Genomic DNA, 16,060 nt, shown 5'->3' with positions numbered 1-16,060 from the left:
TGCGGAGAGATCCGCACCTGGCACCCGTTTCCCCACTACGAAACGTCTGTGAAGGCATATGTACACTGCGGATATCCGACAGCGCTGGCTCGACTACTTCGCCAGCAAAGATCACACCATCGTTCCCTCGGCATCGTTGATCTCGGATGATCCGTCCCTGCTCTTCACCGTTGCCGGGATGGTGCCGTTCATCCCGTATCTGACGGGCGCTGTTCCCGCCCCGTACCCACGGGCGGCCGACTGCCAGAAGTGCATCCGCACCAATGACATCGAAGAGGTGGGCAAGACGGCCCGCCACGGCACGTTCTTTCAGATGCTCGGCAACTGGTCGTTCGGCGACTACTTCAAAGAGGGCGCGATCACCTATGCCTGGGATCTGCTGACCTCGTCCGAATCGGACGGCGGCTACGGGTTCGACGAGAAAGACCTCTGGGTCACCGTCTACGAAGACGACGACGAGGCCCACGAGCTGTGGCGCCGCATCGCCGGCCTGCCCGAGCATCGCATCCAGCGTCTCGGCCGCGAGGACAACTACTGGTCGACCGGTCAGCCGGGCCCCGCCGGTCCCTGCTCTGAGATCTACTACGATCGCGGCCCGAAATACGGCCGTGACGGCGGGCCTGCCGTGGACGACTCGAGATTCCTCGAGATCTGGAACCTCGTGTTCATGCAGTACGAGATCAACAACGTGCGCTCGAAGACCGAGTTCGACATCGTCGGCGAGCTGCCGCACAAGAACATTGACACCGGCATGGGGCTCGAGCGCGTCGCCTTCGTCAAACAGGGCGTCGAGAACATGTACGAGATCGACCAGGTGCGCCCCGTGCTCGACCGGGCCTCCGAGCTCGCAGGTATCAGCTACGGCGGCACCGAGAGCCACGACGACGACGTACGGCTGCGCATCGTCGCCGACCACGTGCGCAGTGCGATGATGCTGATCAACGACGGCGTCAGCCCCTCGAACGACGGCCGCGGCTACGTGCTGCGCCGTCTGATCCGTCGTGCCGTGCGTGCCATGCGCCTGATGGGCGTCGACCGCCCGGTCATGCCCGACCTGCTGCCGGTGTCAAAAGACGCCATGAAGGCTTCGTACCCCGAGCTCGAAACCGGGTTCGAGCGCATCTCGAACATCACCTACAACGAAGAGGACTCCTTCCTGCGCACGCTGGGCGCCGGTACGACGATCCTCGATCTCGCGATCGAGCACACCAAAGAGGCGAAGAGCTCGTCGCTGTCGGGTGACACGGCGTTCGCTCTGCATGACACGTACGGGTTTCCGATCGACCTCACCGTCGAGATCGCACAGGAGGCCGGACTCGACGTCGACCGTGAGGAGTTCGCCAAGCTCATGACCGAGCAGCGCGAACGCGCTAAGGCCGACGCCAAGTCGAAGAAGACCGGCAACGTCGATCTCGCGGTCTACCGGGATCTGCGCGCGCTGGGCGCGACCAAATTCCTCGGCTACGACGCGCTGTCGACCGAGGCACGTGTGCTGGGCCTCATTCGCGACGGGCAGTCGGTTCCGACTGCCGCCGAGGGCGAGTCGGTCGACGTCATCCTGGACGAGACGCCGATCTATGCCGAGGGCGGCGGCCAGACCGCAGACCACGGCACGCTCGTCGGCGCCAACTTCACCGGACGCATCGTCGACGCACAGGCTCCGGTCAAGGGGCTCACCGTGCACTCGGTGCAGGTCTCGAAGGGCACGTTGGCGGTCGACGACCGCGTGCAGGTGCACGCCGATGCGCTGCACCGCCTTGAGGCCAGTCAGGCACACTCGGCCACGCACCTCGTGCACGCCGCTCTGCGTCAGACGCTTGGCCGCACAGCGGTGCAGTCGGGCTCGCTCAACCGCCCCGGCTACATGCGTCTCGACTTCGCCTGGAACAATCGGCTGAGCCCTGAGACGGTCAGCGAGATTAACGAGATCTGCAACCAGGCCGTGCGCAACGATCTGCCGGTCAGCGCTACGATCATGGATCTCGAATCGGCAAAGGCGACCGGCGCGATGGCCCTGTTCGGCGAGAAGTACGGCCGCGAGGTTCGCGTCGTCGAGATCGGCGGGCCGTGGTCACGCGAGCTCTGCGCAGGCACGCACGTCGCGCACAGCTCGCAGATCGGCGTCGTCAACCTGATCAGCGAGACGTCGGTGGGCTCGGGTGCGCGTCGCCTCGAGGCACTGGTGGGCATGGACGCCGTGCAGCACGGCATCACCCAGCAGCAGCTCATCGCCTCGCTCGCCGCTCAGCTCAAGACGAAGCCCGACCAGCTCGAACAGCGAGTCTCGGCTCTGGTCGAAGAGCTGCACGCCGCACAGAAGCAGGTCAAAGATCTCACGAAGGCCAAGCTCGGCGCACAGGTTCCCGATCTCGTGGGACGTGCCGAAGACCTCGCCGGCGTGCGAGCGGTCGTCGCCCGCGTCGAGGTGTCAGATGCGGATGCCCTGAGAGAGCTGGGCATGCAGGTGCGGTCGGCTCTGGGCGCGGACGCAGCCGTGGTCGCGCTCGTTGCAGTCGTCGGTCAGCGACCGACGGTCGTCGTCGCCACGAATCAGGCGGCTCGTGACCTCGGCGTCAAGGCCGGTGCTCTGGTCAAGGCTGCGGCGACGCGTCTGGGCGGCGGAGGCGGCGGCAAACCTGACTTCGCCCAGGGAGGCGGCACCGACACCAGCGGAGTCGAGGCCGCGCTCCAAGCGGTGCGTGTGCAGGTGCGCGACCGGTGACAGCAGCGGGTGAGCGTCGCGGCGTGCTGCTCGGCATCGATGTCGGCAAGGCCCGCATCGGAGTGGCCGCCTGCGACGCCGAGCACCTCTTGGCCTACCCGGTCGAGACGGTGCAGCGCACTGCCGACGGCTCATGGGCGCAACGCATCGCTGAGATCGCCGTGGAGTACGGCGCCGTAGGCCTGGTCTGCGGCCTGCCGATCAATCTGCGCGGCGGCGACACACAGTCGACGGACGACGCCCGTGACGTCTGTCAGCAGCTGGTTCAGAGAACCGGCATCGCCGCCCATCTGGTCGATGAACGGCTGACCACCAACGTCGCGGCCCGCCAGCTGCGGCCGAGTGGTCGCAAACGCGGGAAGCAGCGATCGGTGATCGATCAGGCAGCCGCAGTTGCCATCCTGCAGCAGGCTCTGGAGATTGAGCAGCACACCGGGCGACTGCCCGGCGACGCTGTCGAAAGGAACGATGCATGAGCAGACACGCAGGCAGACGCCGCACACGACGCAAACGCACGATCACCTGGATCGTCGTAACGGTGCTGATCGCCGTCTTCATCGCCGCGCTGCTCTTCGCCGGCCGGTCGCTCATGCGTGAGATGGGCATCGGCGAGGTCGTCGACTACCCGGGGCCGGGCACAGACGACGTGACCTTCGTGATCCGTGACGGCGAGTCGGGCACCGACATCGCCGAGAACCTGGTCGACGTCGGCGTGATCAAGACGTACAAGGGCTTCTTGGACGAGTACCACAAACGGTCGCCCGAACCGGTCTTCCAGCCCGGAGCGTACAAGCTGCAGAAAGAGTCGGCCTCTGCCACAGTCATCGACGTGCTGAGCGATCCGTCGAACCGCGTCGACCTCAAGGTCGTCATTCCCGAAGGCTACCGGCAGTCGCAGATTCTGGCCCGCATCTCAGAGGTGGTCGATCTGCCGCTCGAGAAGCTGCAGGCCGCCGCGCGCGACGTGAACGCCTATGACGTTCCGCAGCAGGCGAAGGATCACAAGTCTCTGGAGGGCTTCCTGTTCCCCGCGACATACACGATCGACCCAGAGGCCGAGCCGAAAGACATCATCAAGCAGATGGTCGATCGCGCCAACAAGGCGCTCGACAACGCCGGGGTGCAGGGCGACGCGGCACGCTATGACGTGATGACGAAGGCGTCGGTCGTGCAGGCCGAATCGGGCAGCGTCGCCGACATGGGCAAAGTCGCGCGTGTGATCGACAACCGCCTCGCCCAGGACATGCCGCTGCAGATGGACTCGACTGTGACCTACGGATCGGGGCGCACCGACATCGTCGAGCCTGACAAGCAGGAACGCGACGATGCGAGCAACAAGTACAACACCTACGCCAACAAAGGCCTGCCGGTCGGACCGATCGGCAACCCGGGCGACGACGCCATTCAGGCGTCGATCAACCCGACCCCCGGCGACTGGCTGTACTTCGTGACGGTGAACCTCGACACCGGCGAGACGGTCTTCTCGACGACGCTGCAGGAGCATCAGGCGTCGGTCGACCGGTACAACGCCTGGAAGCAGCAGAAAGGCATTCAGTAGTGGCTGCCGATGCCTCCGCTGCGACCGTGCGGTCGCAGCGGCGCCTGGCCGTGCTGGGCAGCCCGATTGAGCACTCGTTGTCTCCGCTGCTGCACAATGCCGCCTACACCACCCTCGGGCTGCCCTGGCAGTACGACCGCGCAGAGGTCGGCAGCGGCGAGCTGCTGCCCTTTCTGCAGGGGCTGGGCGACGACTGGCTCGGGCTCAGCCTGACGATGCCGCTGAAGCGCGAGGTCATCGCCTATCTCGACGAGGTGACTCCGCTGGTCAACGAGCTGCAGGTGGCCAACACGCTGCGCTTCGCCTCAGGCAGGAGCTCCGGCACCCGTGTGCTGCAAGGGGCGAACACCGACGTGTGGGGCATCGAGCAGGCCCTGCGCGAAGCCGGAATCGAACGACTCGAGAGCGCCGAGGTGATCGGCTCGGGTGCGACCGCACTGAGCTCGCTGCGGGCGCTCGCAGATCTCGGCGCCCGCAGCGTCCGCCTGCACGCACGCACGCCGGAGCACGCCGGCGAGCTGGTCGATCGCGCGGCCGATTGGGGCGTCACGGTGGATGTCGTGACGCTGACCGGGGGTGAGCTCGCGCTGACGGCACCGGCGGTCGTGTCGACGCTGCCCGCCCATGCCGCAGATGCGATTGAACCTCGACTCGGATCGACGGGCGACGTGCTGCTGGACGTCGCCTACGACCCATGGCCCTCGACGCTGGCGACCCGCTGGCAGGCCATCGGCGGCACCGCTGTCTCGGGCATCGAGATGCTGCTCTGGCAGGCGGTCGCACAGGTGCGCTTCTTCGTCTTCGGCGACGACACGCGCGAGCTGCCCGACGAACCGACGATCGTGCGTGCGATGCGAGCGGTGCTGCCGCCGAACGGGATGCCGCCAGGAGATCTGCCGCGGCCCTGACGCCGCGGCTTCGGCACCGAAACGAGTTTGACCCTCGACCCTATGGAAAGATGGAGCACATGTTGCGTTGGCTGACTGCAGGCGAGTCCCATGGCCCAGAACTGATCGCGCTCATCGAGGGCCTTCCGTCGGGCGTTCCGATCACGAGAGAGCAGATCTCTGCCGATCTGGCCCGCCGAAGACTGGGCTACGGCCGCGGTGCCCGGATGAAGTTCGAACAGGACGCCATCACGCTCTCGGCCGGCATTCTGCATGGGAGCACCATCGGCTCGCCGATCGCGCTGCGCATCGGCAACACCGAGTGGCCGAAGTGGCAGGAGGTCATGACCCCCGACCCGGTCGACCCCCAGACGCTCACCGGCGGTCGAGCCGCGCCGCTCACCCGACCTCGGCCCGGCCACGCAGACCTGGTCGGCATGCAGAAATACGGCTTCGACGAGGCCCGACCGATCCTCGAACGCGCCAGTGCACGTGAGACTGCGGCACGCGTGGCGCTCGGCGCCGTCGCCCGAGCATTCCTCGGCGAGCTCGGCATCCGGCTGGTCAGCCACACCACGGCCATCGGCGGCGTCGCAGCACCCGACGACGAGCCGCACCCGACGCCGGACGACGTCGAGCGCCTCGACGCCGATCCCGTACGCTGCTTCGATCCCGAGACCTCGAAGCGCATTGTCGAGCGCATCGACCAGGCCCATAAAGACGGCGACACACTCGGCGGCGTGGTCGAGGTCGTCGCCTACGGTCTGCCGGTCGGCCTCGGCTCGCACATTCAATGGGACCGCCGACTCGACGGCCGTCTCGCCCAGGCGCTGATGGGCATTCAGGCCATCAAGGGGGTCGAATGCGGTCAGGGGTTCGGTCTCGCAGCGGTGCCCGGTTCGCAGGCGCACGACGAGATCGGGGCCGTCGAGACACCCGCCGGGCAGCGCATCACTCGCGCATCGAATCGCGCCGGCGGTCTCGAGGGCGGCATGTCGACCGGGCTGCCACTCTGGGTGCGCGCCGCCATGAAGCCGATCGCGACCGTGCCGCACGCGCTGCGCACCGTCGACGTCAGCACCGGCGAAGCAGCTCGCGCCCACCACCAGCGCTCAGACGTCTGTGCGGTGCCGGCGGCCGGCGTCGTCGCCGAGGCGATGGTCGCCCTCGTGCTCGCCGAGGCCGTGCTCGAGAAGTTCGGCGGAGATTCGATCGCCGAGACGCGACGCAATCTGCAGAGCTTCCAGGCCGGCGTTCCAGACGCGCTGCGCACCAGCCATGAGGTGAACTCCGCATGGTGACGGTGCTGATCGGCCCGCCCGGAGTCGGCAAGTCGAGCATCGGTCGAGCCGTGGCGGCGCGCCTCGGAGCTCCCTTCGTCGACAGCGATGTGCTCATCTCGCAGCAGTACGGGCCGATCCCCGAGATCTTCCTGCACGACGGCGAGGCCGAGTTCCGCCGCAAAGAGGAGCGTATGGTCGCACAGGCGCTCGCCGACGACGACCCGGACGCCATCGTCGCCCTCGGCGGCGGGGCTCCGCTCTCAGCGAGCACCCAGTGGCTGCTCGCCGAGCACTTCGTCGTCTTTCTCGACGTCGACGCCGCACACGTCGGTGATCGCATCGACGGCAGCCTGCCCTCGCAGGCCGACGCCGGAGCCGGTGCAGGCGACCAGCAGACGGCCCGACCGCTGTTGGCCGGCGGTATCGACGCATGGCAGCGGCTCTACGATCAGAGACTCGACACCTACGCACGTCTGGCGGACCACACCGTCGACACGCGCGATCTCGATCGAGAGTCGGTAGCCGACGAAGTCGAACGGGCGATCGCACAGAGGAGACAAATGCAGCAGGCAGACGAGACCGTGACGCAGGGAAGCGGGCTCGAACCCCGCACCGTGCACGTGGGCGGGCAGCACCCGTATGACGTCTTCATCGGCGAGAACGTGCTCGACCGGCTTGCCGAAACCATCGACGACCGGGTCACGCGAGTGCTGATCGTGCACCAGCCGACCGGGCAGGCGCTCGCTGAACGGCTGCGCGGCCAGCTCGAGGGTCGGGTGCAGGCGATGACCGCCGAGGTGCCCGACGCCGAAGAGGGCAAGCGCATCGAAGTGATCGGTTTTCTCTGGCAGGTGCTCGGCAAGGCCGACTTCACCCGAACCGATCTGATCATCGGTGTGGGCGGGGGAGCGGTCACCGACATCGCCGGATTCGCTGCGGCGACGTGGCTGCGCGGAATCAAAGTCATTCAGGTGCCCACCTCGGTGCTCGGCATGGCCGACGCCGCCGTCGGCGGCAAGACCGGGATCAACACCAACGAGGGCAAGAACCTTGCCGGTGCGTTCCACACGCCGGCGGCGGTGTTCGCCGACACGACGACGCTCGAGACGCTGCCGCGCAACGAGCTGCTCACCGGCTACGCCGAGGTCGCGAAGTGCGGGTTCATCGGTCAGAACTCGATTCTCGACCTGATCGAGCAGCATGGCGACCAGGCGGTCGACCCCGCGTCGCCGGTGTTCCTCGACGCACTCACCCAGGCCGTTTCACTCAAGGCCGACGTCGTCGAGGGCGATCTGCGCGAGGCCGGGCGCCGCGAGATCCTCAACTACGGGCATACGCTCGGGCACGCGATCGAGTATGCCGAACGCTACCAGTGGAGGCACGGAGCAGCAGTGTCGGTGGGCATGGTCTTCGCCGCGCATCTCTCGCACCTCACCGGCCATCTCAGCGACGCAGACCTCGACCGGCACTACAGCGTGCTGCAGTCGCTGGGGCTGCCGACGACCTACCGTCATGGTGCCTGGGAACAGCTGCTCACCGTGATGCACCGTGACAAGAAGGCCCGCGGCGACGTGCTGCGCTTCATCATTCTCGACGGCATCGGCCGCCCGATCGTGCTCACCGGGCCCGAACCCGATCTGCTCTTCACTGCTTACCAGGAGATCGCCGAATGACGGCCGCGGCCGAGCAGACGACCGGGGCGCCGACCGTGCTGGTGCTCAACGGACCGAACCTGGGTCGGCTGGGAGCCCGCACGCCAGAGGTCTACGGCACAGCCTCCTTCGACGACCTGACCCGCGAGCTTGGCGCCGAGGGCGCGCGGCTCGGGCTGCGGGTCGACGTTCGGCAGAGCGACGACGAGGCGGAGCTGATCGGCTGGCTCTTCGAGGCCATCGAGCAGCGCAGCCCGGTCGTGCTGAATCCGGCTGCGTTCACGCACTACTCGTACGCGCTCGCGGATGCTGCGGTGCAGGTTCCCGAGGCTGGCCTGCCGCTGGTCGAGGTGCACATTTCGAACCCAGCCGGGCGGGAACGGTTCCGGCAGCGCAGCGTGATCTCAGCGGTGGCGACGGGGACGATCGCCGGTTTCGGCTTCGACTCGTATGTGCTCGCGCTCGAGGCGATCGCACGGCTGCAGGGTCGCTGACCCTCGACGTGGATCGCATCACCGGTAGGTGAGGGAGTAGACTGGCAGAGTGTGTCTGCTCCCCGGATGAGCGACACCGGCGCGACGGATGTCGACGCAGCGCGAGTGAGTGCAGCATCCCCGTCACGTGACCGAAGACGACTGAACGAACGGAAGACTGTGGCAACCACCAACGACCTGAAGAATGGACTCGTGCTGAAGATCGACGGCCAGCTCTGGACCGTCATCGAGTTTCAGCATGTGAAGCCGGGCAAGGGCGGGGCGTTCGTGCGCACCAAGCTGAAGAACGTGCTCACCGGCAAGGTGGTCGACCGTACCTTCAACGCGGGCACCAAGGTCGAGACTGCGACCGTCGACAAGCGCGACATGCAGTTCTCGTACAAAGACGGTGAAGACTTCGTGTTCATGGACAACTCGGACTATGAGCTCATCACCCTGCCGGCCAACGTCGTCGGCGACGCCGAACACTTTCTGCTCGAGAACCAGGAGGCCACCGTGGCCTTCCACGAGGGCTCGCCGCTCTACGTCGAGCTGCCGGCATCGGTGACCCTCGAGGTCACCTACACCGAGCCCGGGCTGCAGGGCGACCGTTCGAGCGCCGGCACGAAGGCCGCCACGCTCGAGACCGGCTACGAGATCCAGGTGCCGTTGTTCCTCGAGACCGGCACCAAGGTGAAGGTCGACACCCGCACCAGCGAGTACCTCGGCCGCGTGACCGACTGATGGCCGTGACCGACCAGACCGAAGACAGCACGCGTCGCCCGTTCAGCGGGCGCACGCTGGCTCGTCAGCGCGCCGTCGATGTGCTGTACGCCGCCGATCTGCGCGGGCAGTCCGTCGCAGAGGCGATCGAGGCCTGGCTGAGCAACGCGCGAGACAACCTCGCGAACAGCCGCCCGCAGAGCGAGTCTGCAGGGCTGCGACAGCTCGAGGCAGAGCGCGAACTCGACCACCTCGACACGTACACCTACGCTCGGCAGATCGCCGCCGGTGTGGGCGACCACCAGTCGAGCATCGACGAACTCATCGAGAGCTACGCCAAGGACTGGACGCTGGCCCGCCTGCCCAAGGTCGACCTGGCCATTCTGCGAGTCGGTGTGTGGGAGGTGCTCTACAACGACGAGGTTCCTGCTGCAGTCGCGATCTCGGAGGCGTCGAAGCTCGCTTCAGAGCTCAGCACCGACAGCTCGCCGCGTTTCGTCAGCGGTGTGCTGCACGCGATTGCCGAGGCGGAGTGACCGAGCAGCAGCCTGCAGCGCGCGCACACAGACAGGTGCGCCCGCGCACCGAAGGCTGGACTCAGCAGGTGGCGGCCGACGGCCGTCCAGTGCTGCAGTTCGCCGCGAAGCCACGGGTGAAGAAGCCGCCGAAGCACCTCGCCGACCTCACCCTGGCCGAGCGCAAAGAGTGGCTCAAAGAACTCGGCGTGCCGACCTTTCGAGCGAAGCAGCTCTCGAAGCACTGGTTCGTGCATCACACAGCCGACCCGGCGAAGATGAGCGATCTGCCCAAAGAGGGCCGTGACGAGCTGGTGGCCACGGTGCTGCCGCAGCTCCTCACAGAGGAGCGTCGCCTGGTCACCGACCGCGGCGACACGATCAAATTTCTTTGGAAGCTGTTCGACGGCGCGCTCGTCGAGTCGGTGCTGATGCGGTATCCCGGGCGCATCACACTCTGCGTCTCGAGCGAGGCAGGCTGCGGCATGAACTGCCCGTTCTGCGCCACGGGCCAGGCCGGACTCACTCGCAACCTCTCGACTGCCGAGATCGTGGCCCAGATCGTCGCGGCGAACGCGGTCATCGCAAGCGGTGCGCTCAAAGGCGGCACGCGTGACGACGAGCGTGTGAGCAATGTGGTGTTCATGGGCATGGGAGAGCCGCTCGCCAACTACAAGCGGGTGATGGGTGCCGTGCACCGCATGGTCGACCCCGAGCCCGAGGGCATGAACATGGCCGCGCGTCAGATCACGGTGTCGTCGGTCGGACTCGCCCCGGCCATCCGCAAGCTCGCCGACGAGGGTGTTCCGGTGACCTTCGCGCTGTCGCTGCATGCACCTGACGACGAGCTGCGTGACGAGCTGATTCCCGTCAACAGCCGGTGGAAGGTGGATGAGGCGCTCGACGCCGCGTACCACTACTACGAGGTGACCGGTCGACGAGTCTCGATCGAGTACGCACTCATCAAAGACATGAACGATCACGGCTGGCGCGCCGATCTGCTCGCAGAGAAGCTCAACGAGCGTGGGAAGGGCTGGGCACACGTGAATCCCATCCCGCTGAACCCCACGCCGGGCTCGGTCTGGACGGCATCGACGCCCGCCGCCACCCGCGAGTTCATCCGGCGTCTCGAAGCAGCCGGTGTCGCCGCCTCGCTGCGCGACACTCGTGGCAAAGAGATCGACGGCGCCTGCGGGCAGCTCGCCGCCACGGAGTGAGAGCCGTCAGAGCACGCGAGCTGGTGCCTCGTCGACATGTGAGCCATAAGATGAACCGGTCATATCCATTTTCGTCAGACCTTTTGGGGGACAGTATGAGGAAAGCATTCGCCACAATCGCACTTATCGGAGCTCTCGCGCTCGCCGGCTGCTCGGCGCAGGACGGCAGCACCGAGACCAACGATCCTGCCAGTGCGTCAGCGCAGCAGAGTTCGAACAGCCCTGCTGTCGATTCGCCGACAGACGTCGTCAAGAGGCTCATCAAGGCGATGTCCGTCGGAGACTGCAACGAAGTCAAGGCGACGATGGAGTCTGACGGCATAGATCTGGGGCAATGCGAAGACGGGAAAGGCGCAGACATCGATCTTGGCAGTGTCGTCTATACCGGTGAGCAGATTGACGGTGACACAGCGACGGTGAATGTGACGTATCAGAACCGGCCTGCTGCAGTCGTTCTGAAGAAGCAGAATGACGGCAGATGGATCGTCGATTGGAAGGCCACCACCCAGGCCGGGCAGTCGACTCCGTCAGCTGGGAACTGACAGCGCTGCGATTGCTGTCGATCGGGGCCGGTCGTCGCGCGTCGAGAGCGCGCCGCTTCAACGGCACGGTGGTGAGCAGTCGAACAGAGAAGGCCGGCGTGCTGTCTGGCATGACACAATGACCGCATGATCGAATCAGTCGATGTGCTCCGTCTCGCCGCTTTCGCCGACGCACCGGGCGGCGGCAATCCCGCCGGCGTTGTGCTGGACGCCTCGAAGCTCCACGAGGATGCGATGCTCGCGATCGCCCGTGAGGTCGGGTTCTCGGAGACCGCGTTCGTGACTCACCCGGCGACCGAGCAGGCCCCGGGCGAGATCGGCATCCGGTATTTCTCACCTGAGGCCGAGGTGCCGTTCTGCGGGCATGCCACGATCGCGACGGCTGTGGCGCTTGCCGAGCGCGAGCCGACCGGCGGTCGTCACCGCTTCGTCTTCGAGACCGCGGTCGGTTCGCTCACGGTCGACACCGTGCGCAGTGATTCCGGCACGGTCGCCTCGTTCACGAGCGTCGAGCCCGTCGTGAGGCCGATTGAGGCCCAGGTGCTGCTGCAGCTGCTGCAGCTGCTCGGTCTGCAGCCCGACGATCTCGACCGACAGCTGCCGCCGCGGGTGGCCTATGCGGGCAACGACCATCCGATGCTGACCATCGCCGACGCCGCGGTGTTCGACGAGTTCTCCTTCGACCCTCAGGCCGTGCGGGCACTGATGGACGAACAGGGGTGGCCGGGCACCGTGACCGTGATGCATCGGCAGACGGCCAACCGGTTCGAGGCGCGCAATCTGTTTCCGGTCGGTCAGATCGTCGAAGATCCGGCGACGGGCTCGGCGGCAGCTGCGTTCGGCGGCTACCTGCGCGCGCTGGGCCAGGCCCCGGTGCCCGGCCACGTGACCGTGCTGCAGGGCAGACACGTCGGCCGTCCCAGCCGACTCGCCGTGCGCATCCCGCGGTCGGGCGGCATCACCGTTTCGGGCACCACGCTGCCGATCGCAGAGCCTGATGCCAGTGCTACACTCGGTTGAACATCCTTTAACGACCGTCCTGTGAGGCGGGAAAGGAAGAACCCCGTGGCAACAACTGTGATGCAGGCGGGCGACATCGATCGCGCCCTGACACGCATCGCCTTCGAGATCCTCGAAGGCAACAAAGGCCCAGACGATCTGGTGCTGCTCGGCATTCCCAGCAGGGGAGTGCCCCTGGCTCAGCGTCTCGCGGCCAAGATCGCGAAGACCGAGTCGCTTCCCGATCCCGGCGCGCTCGTCGGGTCGATCGACATCACCATGTATCGCGATGATCTTCGCGCCAAGCCGCTGAAGCATCCCCAGCCCACGCAGGTGCCGCTGAGCGGCATCGACGGCAAGACCGTGGTGCTCGTCGACGACGTGCTCTACTCCGGTCGCAGCGTGCGCGCGGCGCTGGATGCGCTGGGCGAGTTGGGGCGGCCAGAGGTCGTCCGCCTCGCGGTGCTGGTCGATCGCGGGCATCGTCAGCTGCCCATTCGGGCGGACTTCGTCGGCAAGAACCTGCCGACCTCGCGCAGCGAACAGGTGCAGGTGCACCTCGAGCCGCTCGACGCCACCGACGAGGTGGTGATCTCGTGAAGCATCTGCTCAGCACACGCGACCTCGACCAGCCGACCGCCGTCGGCCTGCTCGACATCGCCGAAGACATGGATGCGGTCAACCGCCGCGAGATCAAGAAGCTGCCGACGCTGCGCGGTCGCACCGTGGTCAACCTCTTCTACGAGAACTCGACTCGCACGCGCATCTCGTTCGAGGCGGCCGCGAAACGGCTGTCGGCCGACGTGATCAACTTCACCGCGAAGGGCTCGAGCGTCACGAAGGGCGAGTCTCTCAAAGACACCGCCCAGACGCTCACGGCCATCGGCGCCGACGGCGTGGTCATCAGACACAGCGCCGACGGGGCGGCTCACCGTCTCGCGCAGACAGACTGGATCGACGCCAGCGTCGTGAACGCGGGCGACGGCACGCACGAACACCCCACTCAGGCGCTGCTCGACGCCTTCACGATCCGCAAACGCCTGCACGGCGACGCCTCACGCGGCCTCGCTCTCGACGGCGTGCGCGTGCTTATCGTGGGAGACATCGACCACTCGCGAGTCGCGCGCAGCGATCTGTGGCTGCTCACGACGCTGGGAGCGGAGGTCGCCTTCGCCGGCCCGCCCACGCTGATTCCCTTCGGCATCGACGGCTGGCCGGTGCGTGTGTACGACGACTTCGACGAGGCGATCGCCGCCGGGTTCGACGTCGTCATCATGCTGCGCATCCAGCTGGAGCGCATGCACGACGCATTCTTCCCGACCAGTGAGGAGTACACCCGGCTCTGGGGTCTCGGCGAGCAGCGCCTGCGCCGTCTCGGCGAGCAGGCGCTGGTCATGCATCCCGGCCCGATGAACCGCGGTCTCGAGATCAGCTCGTTCGCCGCGGACTCGGTGCAGGCCACCGTGCGCGAGCAGGTCGCCAACGGCGTCTCGGTGCGCATGGCCGTGCTCTACTCGCTGCTCGGAACAGGCATGGGAGCCGGCCTCGGCGAAACGAACGGAGGTCTCGCATGAGCCGCGACATCGTCATCACCAACGCACGGCTGCTCGGTCGCGATGCCGTCGACATCCGCGTCTCCTGCCAGCAGATCGTGTCGGTCGAGCCGACGGGCGCGACCACGGCATCCGCCGCCGATCGCGAGAGCGGTCGTGACGCCGATCTCGTCATCGACGGCTCGGGACTCATCGCACTGCCCGGTCTTGTCGATCTCGGCGCGCACCTGCGCCAGCCCGGCCTCGAACAGGTCGAGACCGTGACCTCTGCGTCGCAGGCAGCCGCACTCGGCGGTTTCACCGCTGTGCACGCTCTGCCCGACACCGACCCTGTCGCAGATACGGCCGGCAACGTCGAACTGGTGCACCGGCTCGGGCTGGACGCCGGCTACGTCGACGTGCGTCCGATCGGCGCCGTCACCGTCGGCATGCGGGGCGATCGTCTCGCCGAGATCGGTGCGATGGCGCACTCCACCGCACAGGTACGGGTCTTCAGCGACAGTGAGACCGGCATCACCGACCCGCTGCTGCTGCGTCGCGCACTCGAATATGTGAAGCCCTTCGACGGCGTCATCGCGCAGCATGCGCAGGATCCGCTGCTGACCAAAGACGCCGAGATGAACGAGGGCGAGCTCTCAAGCCGTCTCGGGCTGCACGGCTGGCCCGCCGTCGCCGAAGCCTCGGTCATCGCCCGTGACGTGCTGCTCGCCGACCACGTCGGGGCGCGACTGCACGTGCGCCACGTCTCAGCGAAGGGCAGCGTCGACGTGCTGCGCTGGGCGAAGCAGCGGGGCATCGACGTGACCGCCGACGTCACCCCGCATCACCTCGCACTGACCGAAGAGCTCATCGCCGGCTACGATCCCCGCTACAAGGTCAACCCGCCGCTGCGCGCTCAGGCCGATGTCGAGGCACTGCGCGAGGGTCTGGCCGACGGAACCATCGACGCGATCGCGACCGATCACGCTCCGCAGCCGCCCGAGGCGAAAGAGTGCGAATGGGCTCACGCCGAACCGGGGATGCTGGGGCTGCAGACCGCCCTGCACGTCGCCCAGGCGGTGCTGGTCGACACCGGCGTGCTGAGCTGGGGCGATCTCGCCCGTGTCCTGAGCAGCGCCCCTGCCGCCATCGCCGGCGACGCCGAACAGGGGCAGCAGCTCACCGCCGATGCGATCGCCAACCTCGTGCTGGTCGATCCGCTGGGCAGCACGACGCTGCAGCGCGACGACATCGCGAGCCTGTCTTGGAACTCGCCCTGGCTGGGGGAGCAGCTGCCCGGTCGAATCGTGGCCACGATCAGTCGTGGCGTGCCGACCGTGCTCGACGGCGCGCTGTGCACACCCGAGGCGGTGCGCACGTGGATCTAGACCCCAAAGTCCTTCCCACCGTCGTGACCGTGCTCGTCGTGATCGCGGCATTCGTCGGCATGTGGCTCGGCTGGAGACGACGCACCCGCCAGCAGGAGGCTGAGCTGCCCGGGCTCGAGCCGGCGCCGTCGACCGAGCAGCTCGGCGAGCCGATGGCCGCCGGCAGCGGGCTCTACGTCGCGACGACCGAGGCCGACGACCCGTTGAATCGCATCACCGCAGGCGACTTGGGGTTCCGCGCACGCGCAACCGTGCACGTCTATGCGCAGGGAGTCGTCGTCGAGCGCGACGGGTCTCAGCCGCTGTTCATCGCACAGCCGAGCCTCGACGGTGCCGGACTCGAAAGCTATGCGGTCGACAAGGGCGTGGAGAAGGGCGGCCTCACCGGCATCGACTGGCGGTGGGGCGACCGCGAGGTCACCTCGTTCTTCCGCATGCGACGACCCCAGGACGGCCCTGCCATCGTCACGGCCGTCCGGACCATCGCCCCACCGCAGTCTGCGGCACGGAGGGCTCGCGATCTCATGTTCTGATCAGACGCAGACCGAGACCGCAGCTCTCCGGCACAT

16 protein-coding genes and 1 pseudogene are annotated in these 16,060 nt (G+C 67.0%); all 17 read left to right on the top strand.

Annotated elements, in window-relative coordinates; all coding sequences use genetic code 11:
- The first annotated feature begins 58 nt into the window (after nt 1–58).
- A complete protein-coding gene (gene alaS, locus F8O06_RS06695; RefSeq protein WP_158038088.1) occupies nt 59–2,722 on the top strand; it encodes an alanine--tRNA ligase in 2,664 nt (887 codons plus the stop codon).
- Nucleotides 2,719–3,198: a Holliday junction resolvase RuvX gene (gene ruvX, locus F8O06_RS06690; RefSeq protein ID WP_158038087.1), complete on the top strand. Its 480-nt coding sequence runs from the start codon at nt 2,719–2,721 to the stop codon at nt 3,196–3,198. Before alaS ends, ruvX begins: the two co-directional genes overlap by 4 nt.
- Nucleotides 3,195–4,280, top strand: a complete 1,086-nt coding sequence (mltG, locus tag F8O06_RS06685; RefSeq protein WP_158038086.1) for an endolytic transglycosylase MltG — start codon at nt 3,195–3,197, stop codon at nt 4,278–4,280. Before ruvX ends, mltG begins: the two co-directional genes overlap by 4 nt.
- The gene (locus tag F8O06_RS06680; protein ID WP_192496879.1) at nt 4,280–5,188 is read left to right on the top strand and encodes a shikimate dehydrogenase; all 909 of its coding nucleotides are present in this window, start codon (nt 4,280–4,282) and stop codon (nt 5,186–5,188) included. Before mltG ends, F8O06_RS06680 begins: the two co-directional genes overlap by 1 nt.
- A gap of 59 nt (nt 5,189–5,247) precedes the next feature.
- Nucleotides 5,248–6,468, top strand: coding sequence for a chorismate synthase (gene aroC, locus F8O06_RS06675; RefSeq protein WP_158038084.1), 1,221 nt, complete (start codon nt 5,248–5,250; stop codon nt 6,466–6,468).
- A pseudogene (locus tag F8O06_RS12380) lies at nt 6,462–6,980 on the top strand (shikimate kinase); the annotation flags it as partial. The gene aroC and the pseudogene F8O06_RS12380, both read left to right, overlap by 7 nt.
- A 30-nt stretch (nt 6,981–7,010) precedes the next feature.
- A complete protein-coding gene (gene aroB / locus F8O06_RS06670) occupies nt 7,011–8,123 on the top strand; it encodes a 3-dehydroquinate synthase (RefSeq protein WP_225733444.1) in 1,113 nt (370 codons plus the stop codon).
- Nucleotides 8,120–8,596, top strand: coding sequence for a type II 3-dehydroquinate dehydratase (locus F8O06_RS06665; protein ID WP_158038082.1), 477 nt, complete (start codon nt 8,120–8,122; stop codon nt 8,594–8,596). The genes aroB and F8O06_RS06665 overlap by 4 nt, the downstream gene beginning before the upstream one ends.
- Nucleotides 8,597–8,755: 159 nt before the next feature.
- Complete coding sequence (gene efp / locus F8O06_RS06660; RefSeq protein WP_158031577.1) at nt 8,756–9,319, top strand: elongation factor P; 564 nt, start codon at nt 8,756–8,758, stop codon at nt 9,317–9,319.
- Between the two features lie 5 nt (nt 9,320–9,324).
- Complete coding sequence (gene nusB, locus F8O06_RS06655; RefSeq protein WP_225733428.1) at nt 9,325–9,834, top strand: transcription antitermination factor NusB; 510 nt, start codon at nt 9,325–9,327, stop codon at nt 9,832–9,834.
- Entirely contained in the window at nt 9,831–11,030 is a 1,200-nt protein-coding gene (rlmN, locus tag F8O06_RS06650) for a 23S rRNA (adenine(2503)-C(2))-methyltransferase RlmN (protein WP_158038080.1), read from the top strand. The genes nusB and rlmN overlap by 4 nt, the downstream gene beginning before the upstream one ends.
- Nucleotides 11,031–11,125: 95 nt before the next feature.
- Entirely contained in the window at nt 11,126–11,572 is a 447-nt protein-coding gene (locus F8O06_RS06645) for a hypothetical protein (RefSeq protein ID WP_158038079.1), read from the top strand.
- A gap of 126 nt (nt 11,573–11,698) precedes the next feature.
- Entirely contained in the window at nt 11,699–12,592 is an 894-nt protein-coding gene (locus F8O06_RS06640) for a PhzF family phenazine biosynthesis protein (protein WP_192496878.1), read from the top strand.
- A 60-nt stretch (nt 12,593–12,652) separates the two neighbouring features.
- Nucleotides 12,653–13,171 carry a bifunctional pyr operon transcriptional regulator/uracil phosphoribosyltransferase PyrR gene (gene pyrR, locus F8O06_RS06635; RefSeq protein ID WP_158038232.1) on the top strand — a complete coding sequence of 173 codons (519 nt, stop codon included), beginning with the start codon at nt 12,653–12,655 and terminating at the stop codon, nt 13,169–13,171.
- On the top strand, nt 13,168–14,145 hold the full coding sequence (locus F8O06_RS06630) for an aspartate carbamoyltransferase catalytic subunit (protein WP_158038078.1): 978 nt from the start codon (nt 13,168–13,170) through the stop codon (nt 14,143–14,145). Before pyrR ends, F8O06_RS06630 begins: the two co-directional genes overlap by 4 nt.
- Complete coding sequence (locus F8O06_RS06625; RefSeq protein WP_158038077.1) at nt 14,142–15,491, top strand: dihydroorotase; 1,350 nt, start codon at nt 14,142–14,144, stop codon at nt 15,489–15,491. Before F8O06_RS06630 ends, F8O06_RS06625 begins: the two co-directional genes overlap by 4 nt.
- A complete protein-coding gene (locus F8O06_RS06620; RefSeq protein ID WP_158031572.1) occupies nt 15,482–16,024 on the top strand; it encodes a transporter in 543 nt (180 codons plus the stop codon). Before F8O06_RS06625 ends, F8O06_RS06620 begins: the two co-directional genes overlap by 10 nt.
- Nucleotides 16,025–16,060: the final 36 nt, after the last annotated feature.

The organism is Pseudoclavibacter sp. CFCC 14310, assembly GCF_008831165.1.
Classification (GTDB): domain Bacteria; phylum Actinomycetota; class Actinomycetes; order Actinomycetales; family Microbacteriaceae; genus Pseudoclavibacter_A.
Note: the sequence above shows the minus strand (reverse complement) of the source record. Positions and strands in the feature narration are given on the sequence as shown.

Excerpts from the sequence above, each read along its gene's own strand:
- alaS (WP_158038088.1), top strand. The coding sequence starts at position 59 with ATGTACACTGCGGATATCCGACAGCGCTGGCTCGACTACTTCGCCAGC.
- mltG (WP_158038086.1), top strand. The coding sequence starts at position 3,195 with ATGAGCAGACACGCAGGCAGACGCCGCACACGACGCAAACGCACGATC.
- aroC (WP_158038084.1), top strand. The coding sequence starts at position 5,248 with ATGTTGCGTTGGCTGACTGCAGGCGAGTCCCATGGCCCAGAACTGATC.
- aroB (WP_225733444.1), top strand. The coding sequence starts at position 7,011 with ATGCAGCAGGCAGACGAGACCGTGACGCAGGGAAGCGGGCTCGAACCC.
- F8O06_RS06665 (WP_158038082.1), top strand. The coding sequence starts at position 8,120 with ATGACGGCCGCGGCCGAGCAGACGACCGGGGCGCCGACCGTGCTGGTG.
- F8O06_RS06645 (WP_158038079.1), top strand. The coding sequence starts at position 11,126 with ATGAGGAAAGCATTCGCCACAATCGCACTTATCGGAGCTCTCGCGCTC.
- F8O06_RS06640 (WP_192496878.1), top strand. The coding sequence starts at position 11,699 with ATGATCGAATCAGTCGATGTGCTCCGTCTCGCCGCTTTCGCCGACGCA.
- pyrR (WP_158038232.1), top strand. The coding sequence starts at position 12,653 with ATGCAGGCGGGCGACATCGATCGCGCCCTGACACGCATCGCCTTCGAG.
- F8O06_RS06625 (WP_158038077.1), top strand. The coding sequence starts at position 14,142 with ATGAGCCGCGACATCGTCATCACCAACGCACGGCTGCTCGGTCGCGAT.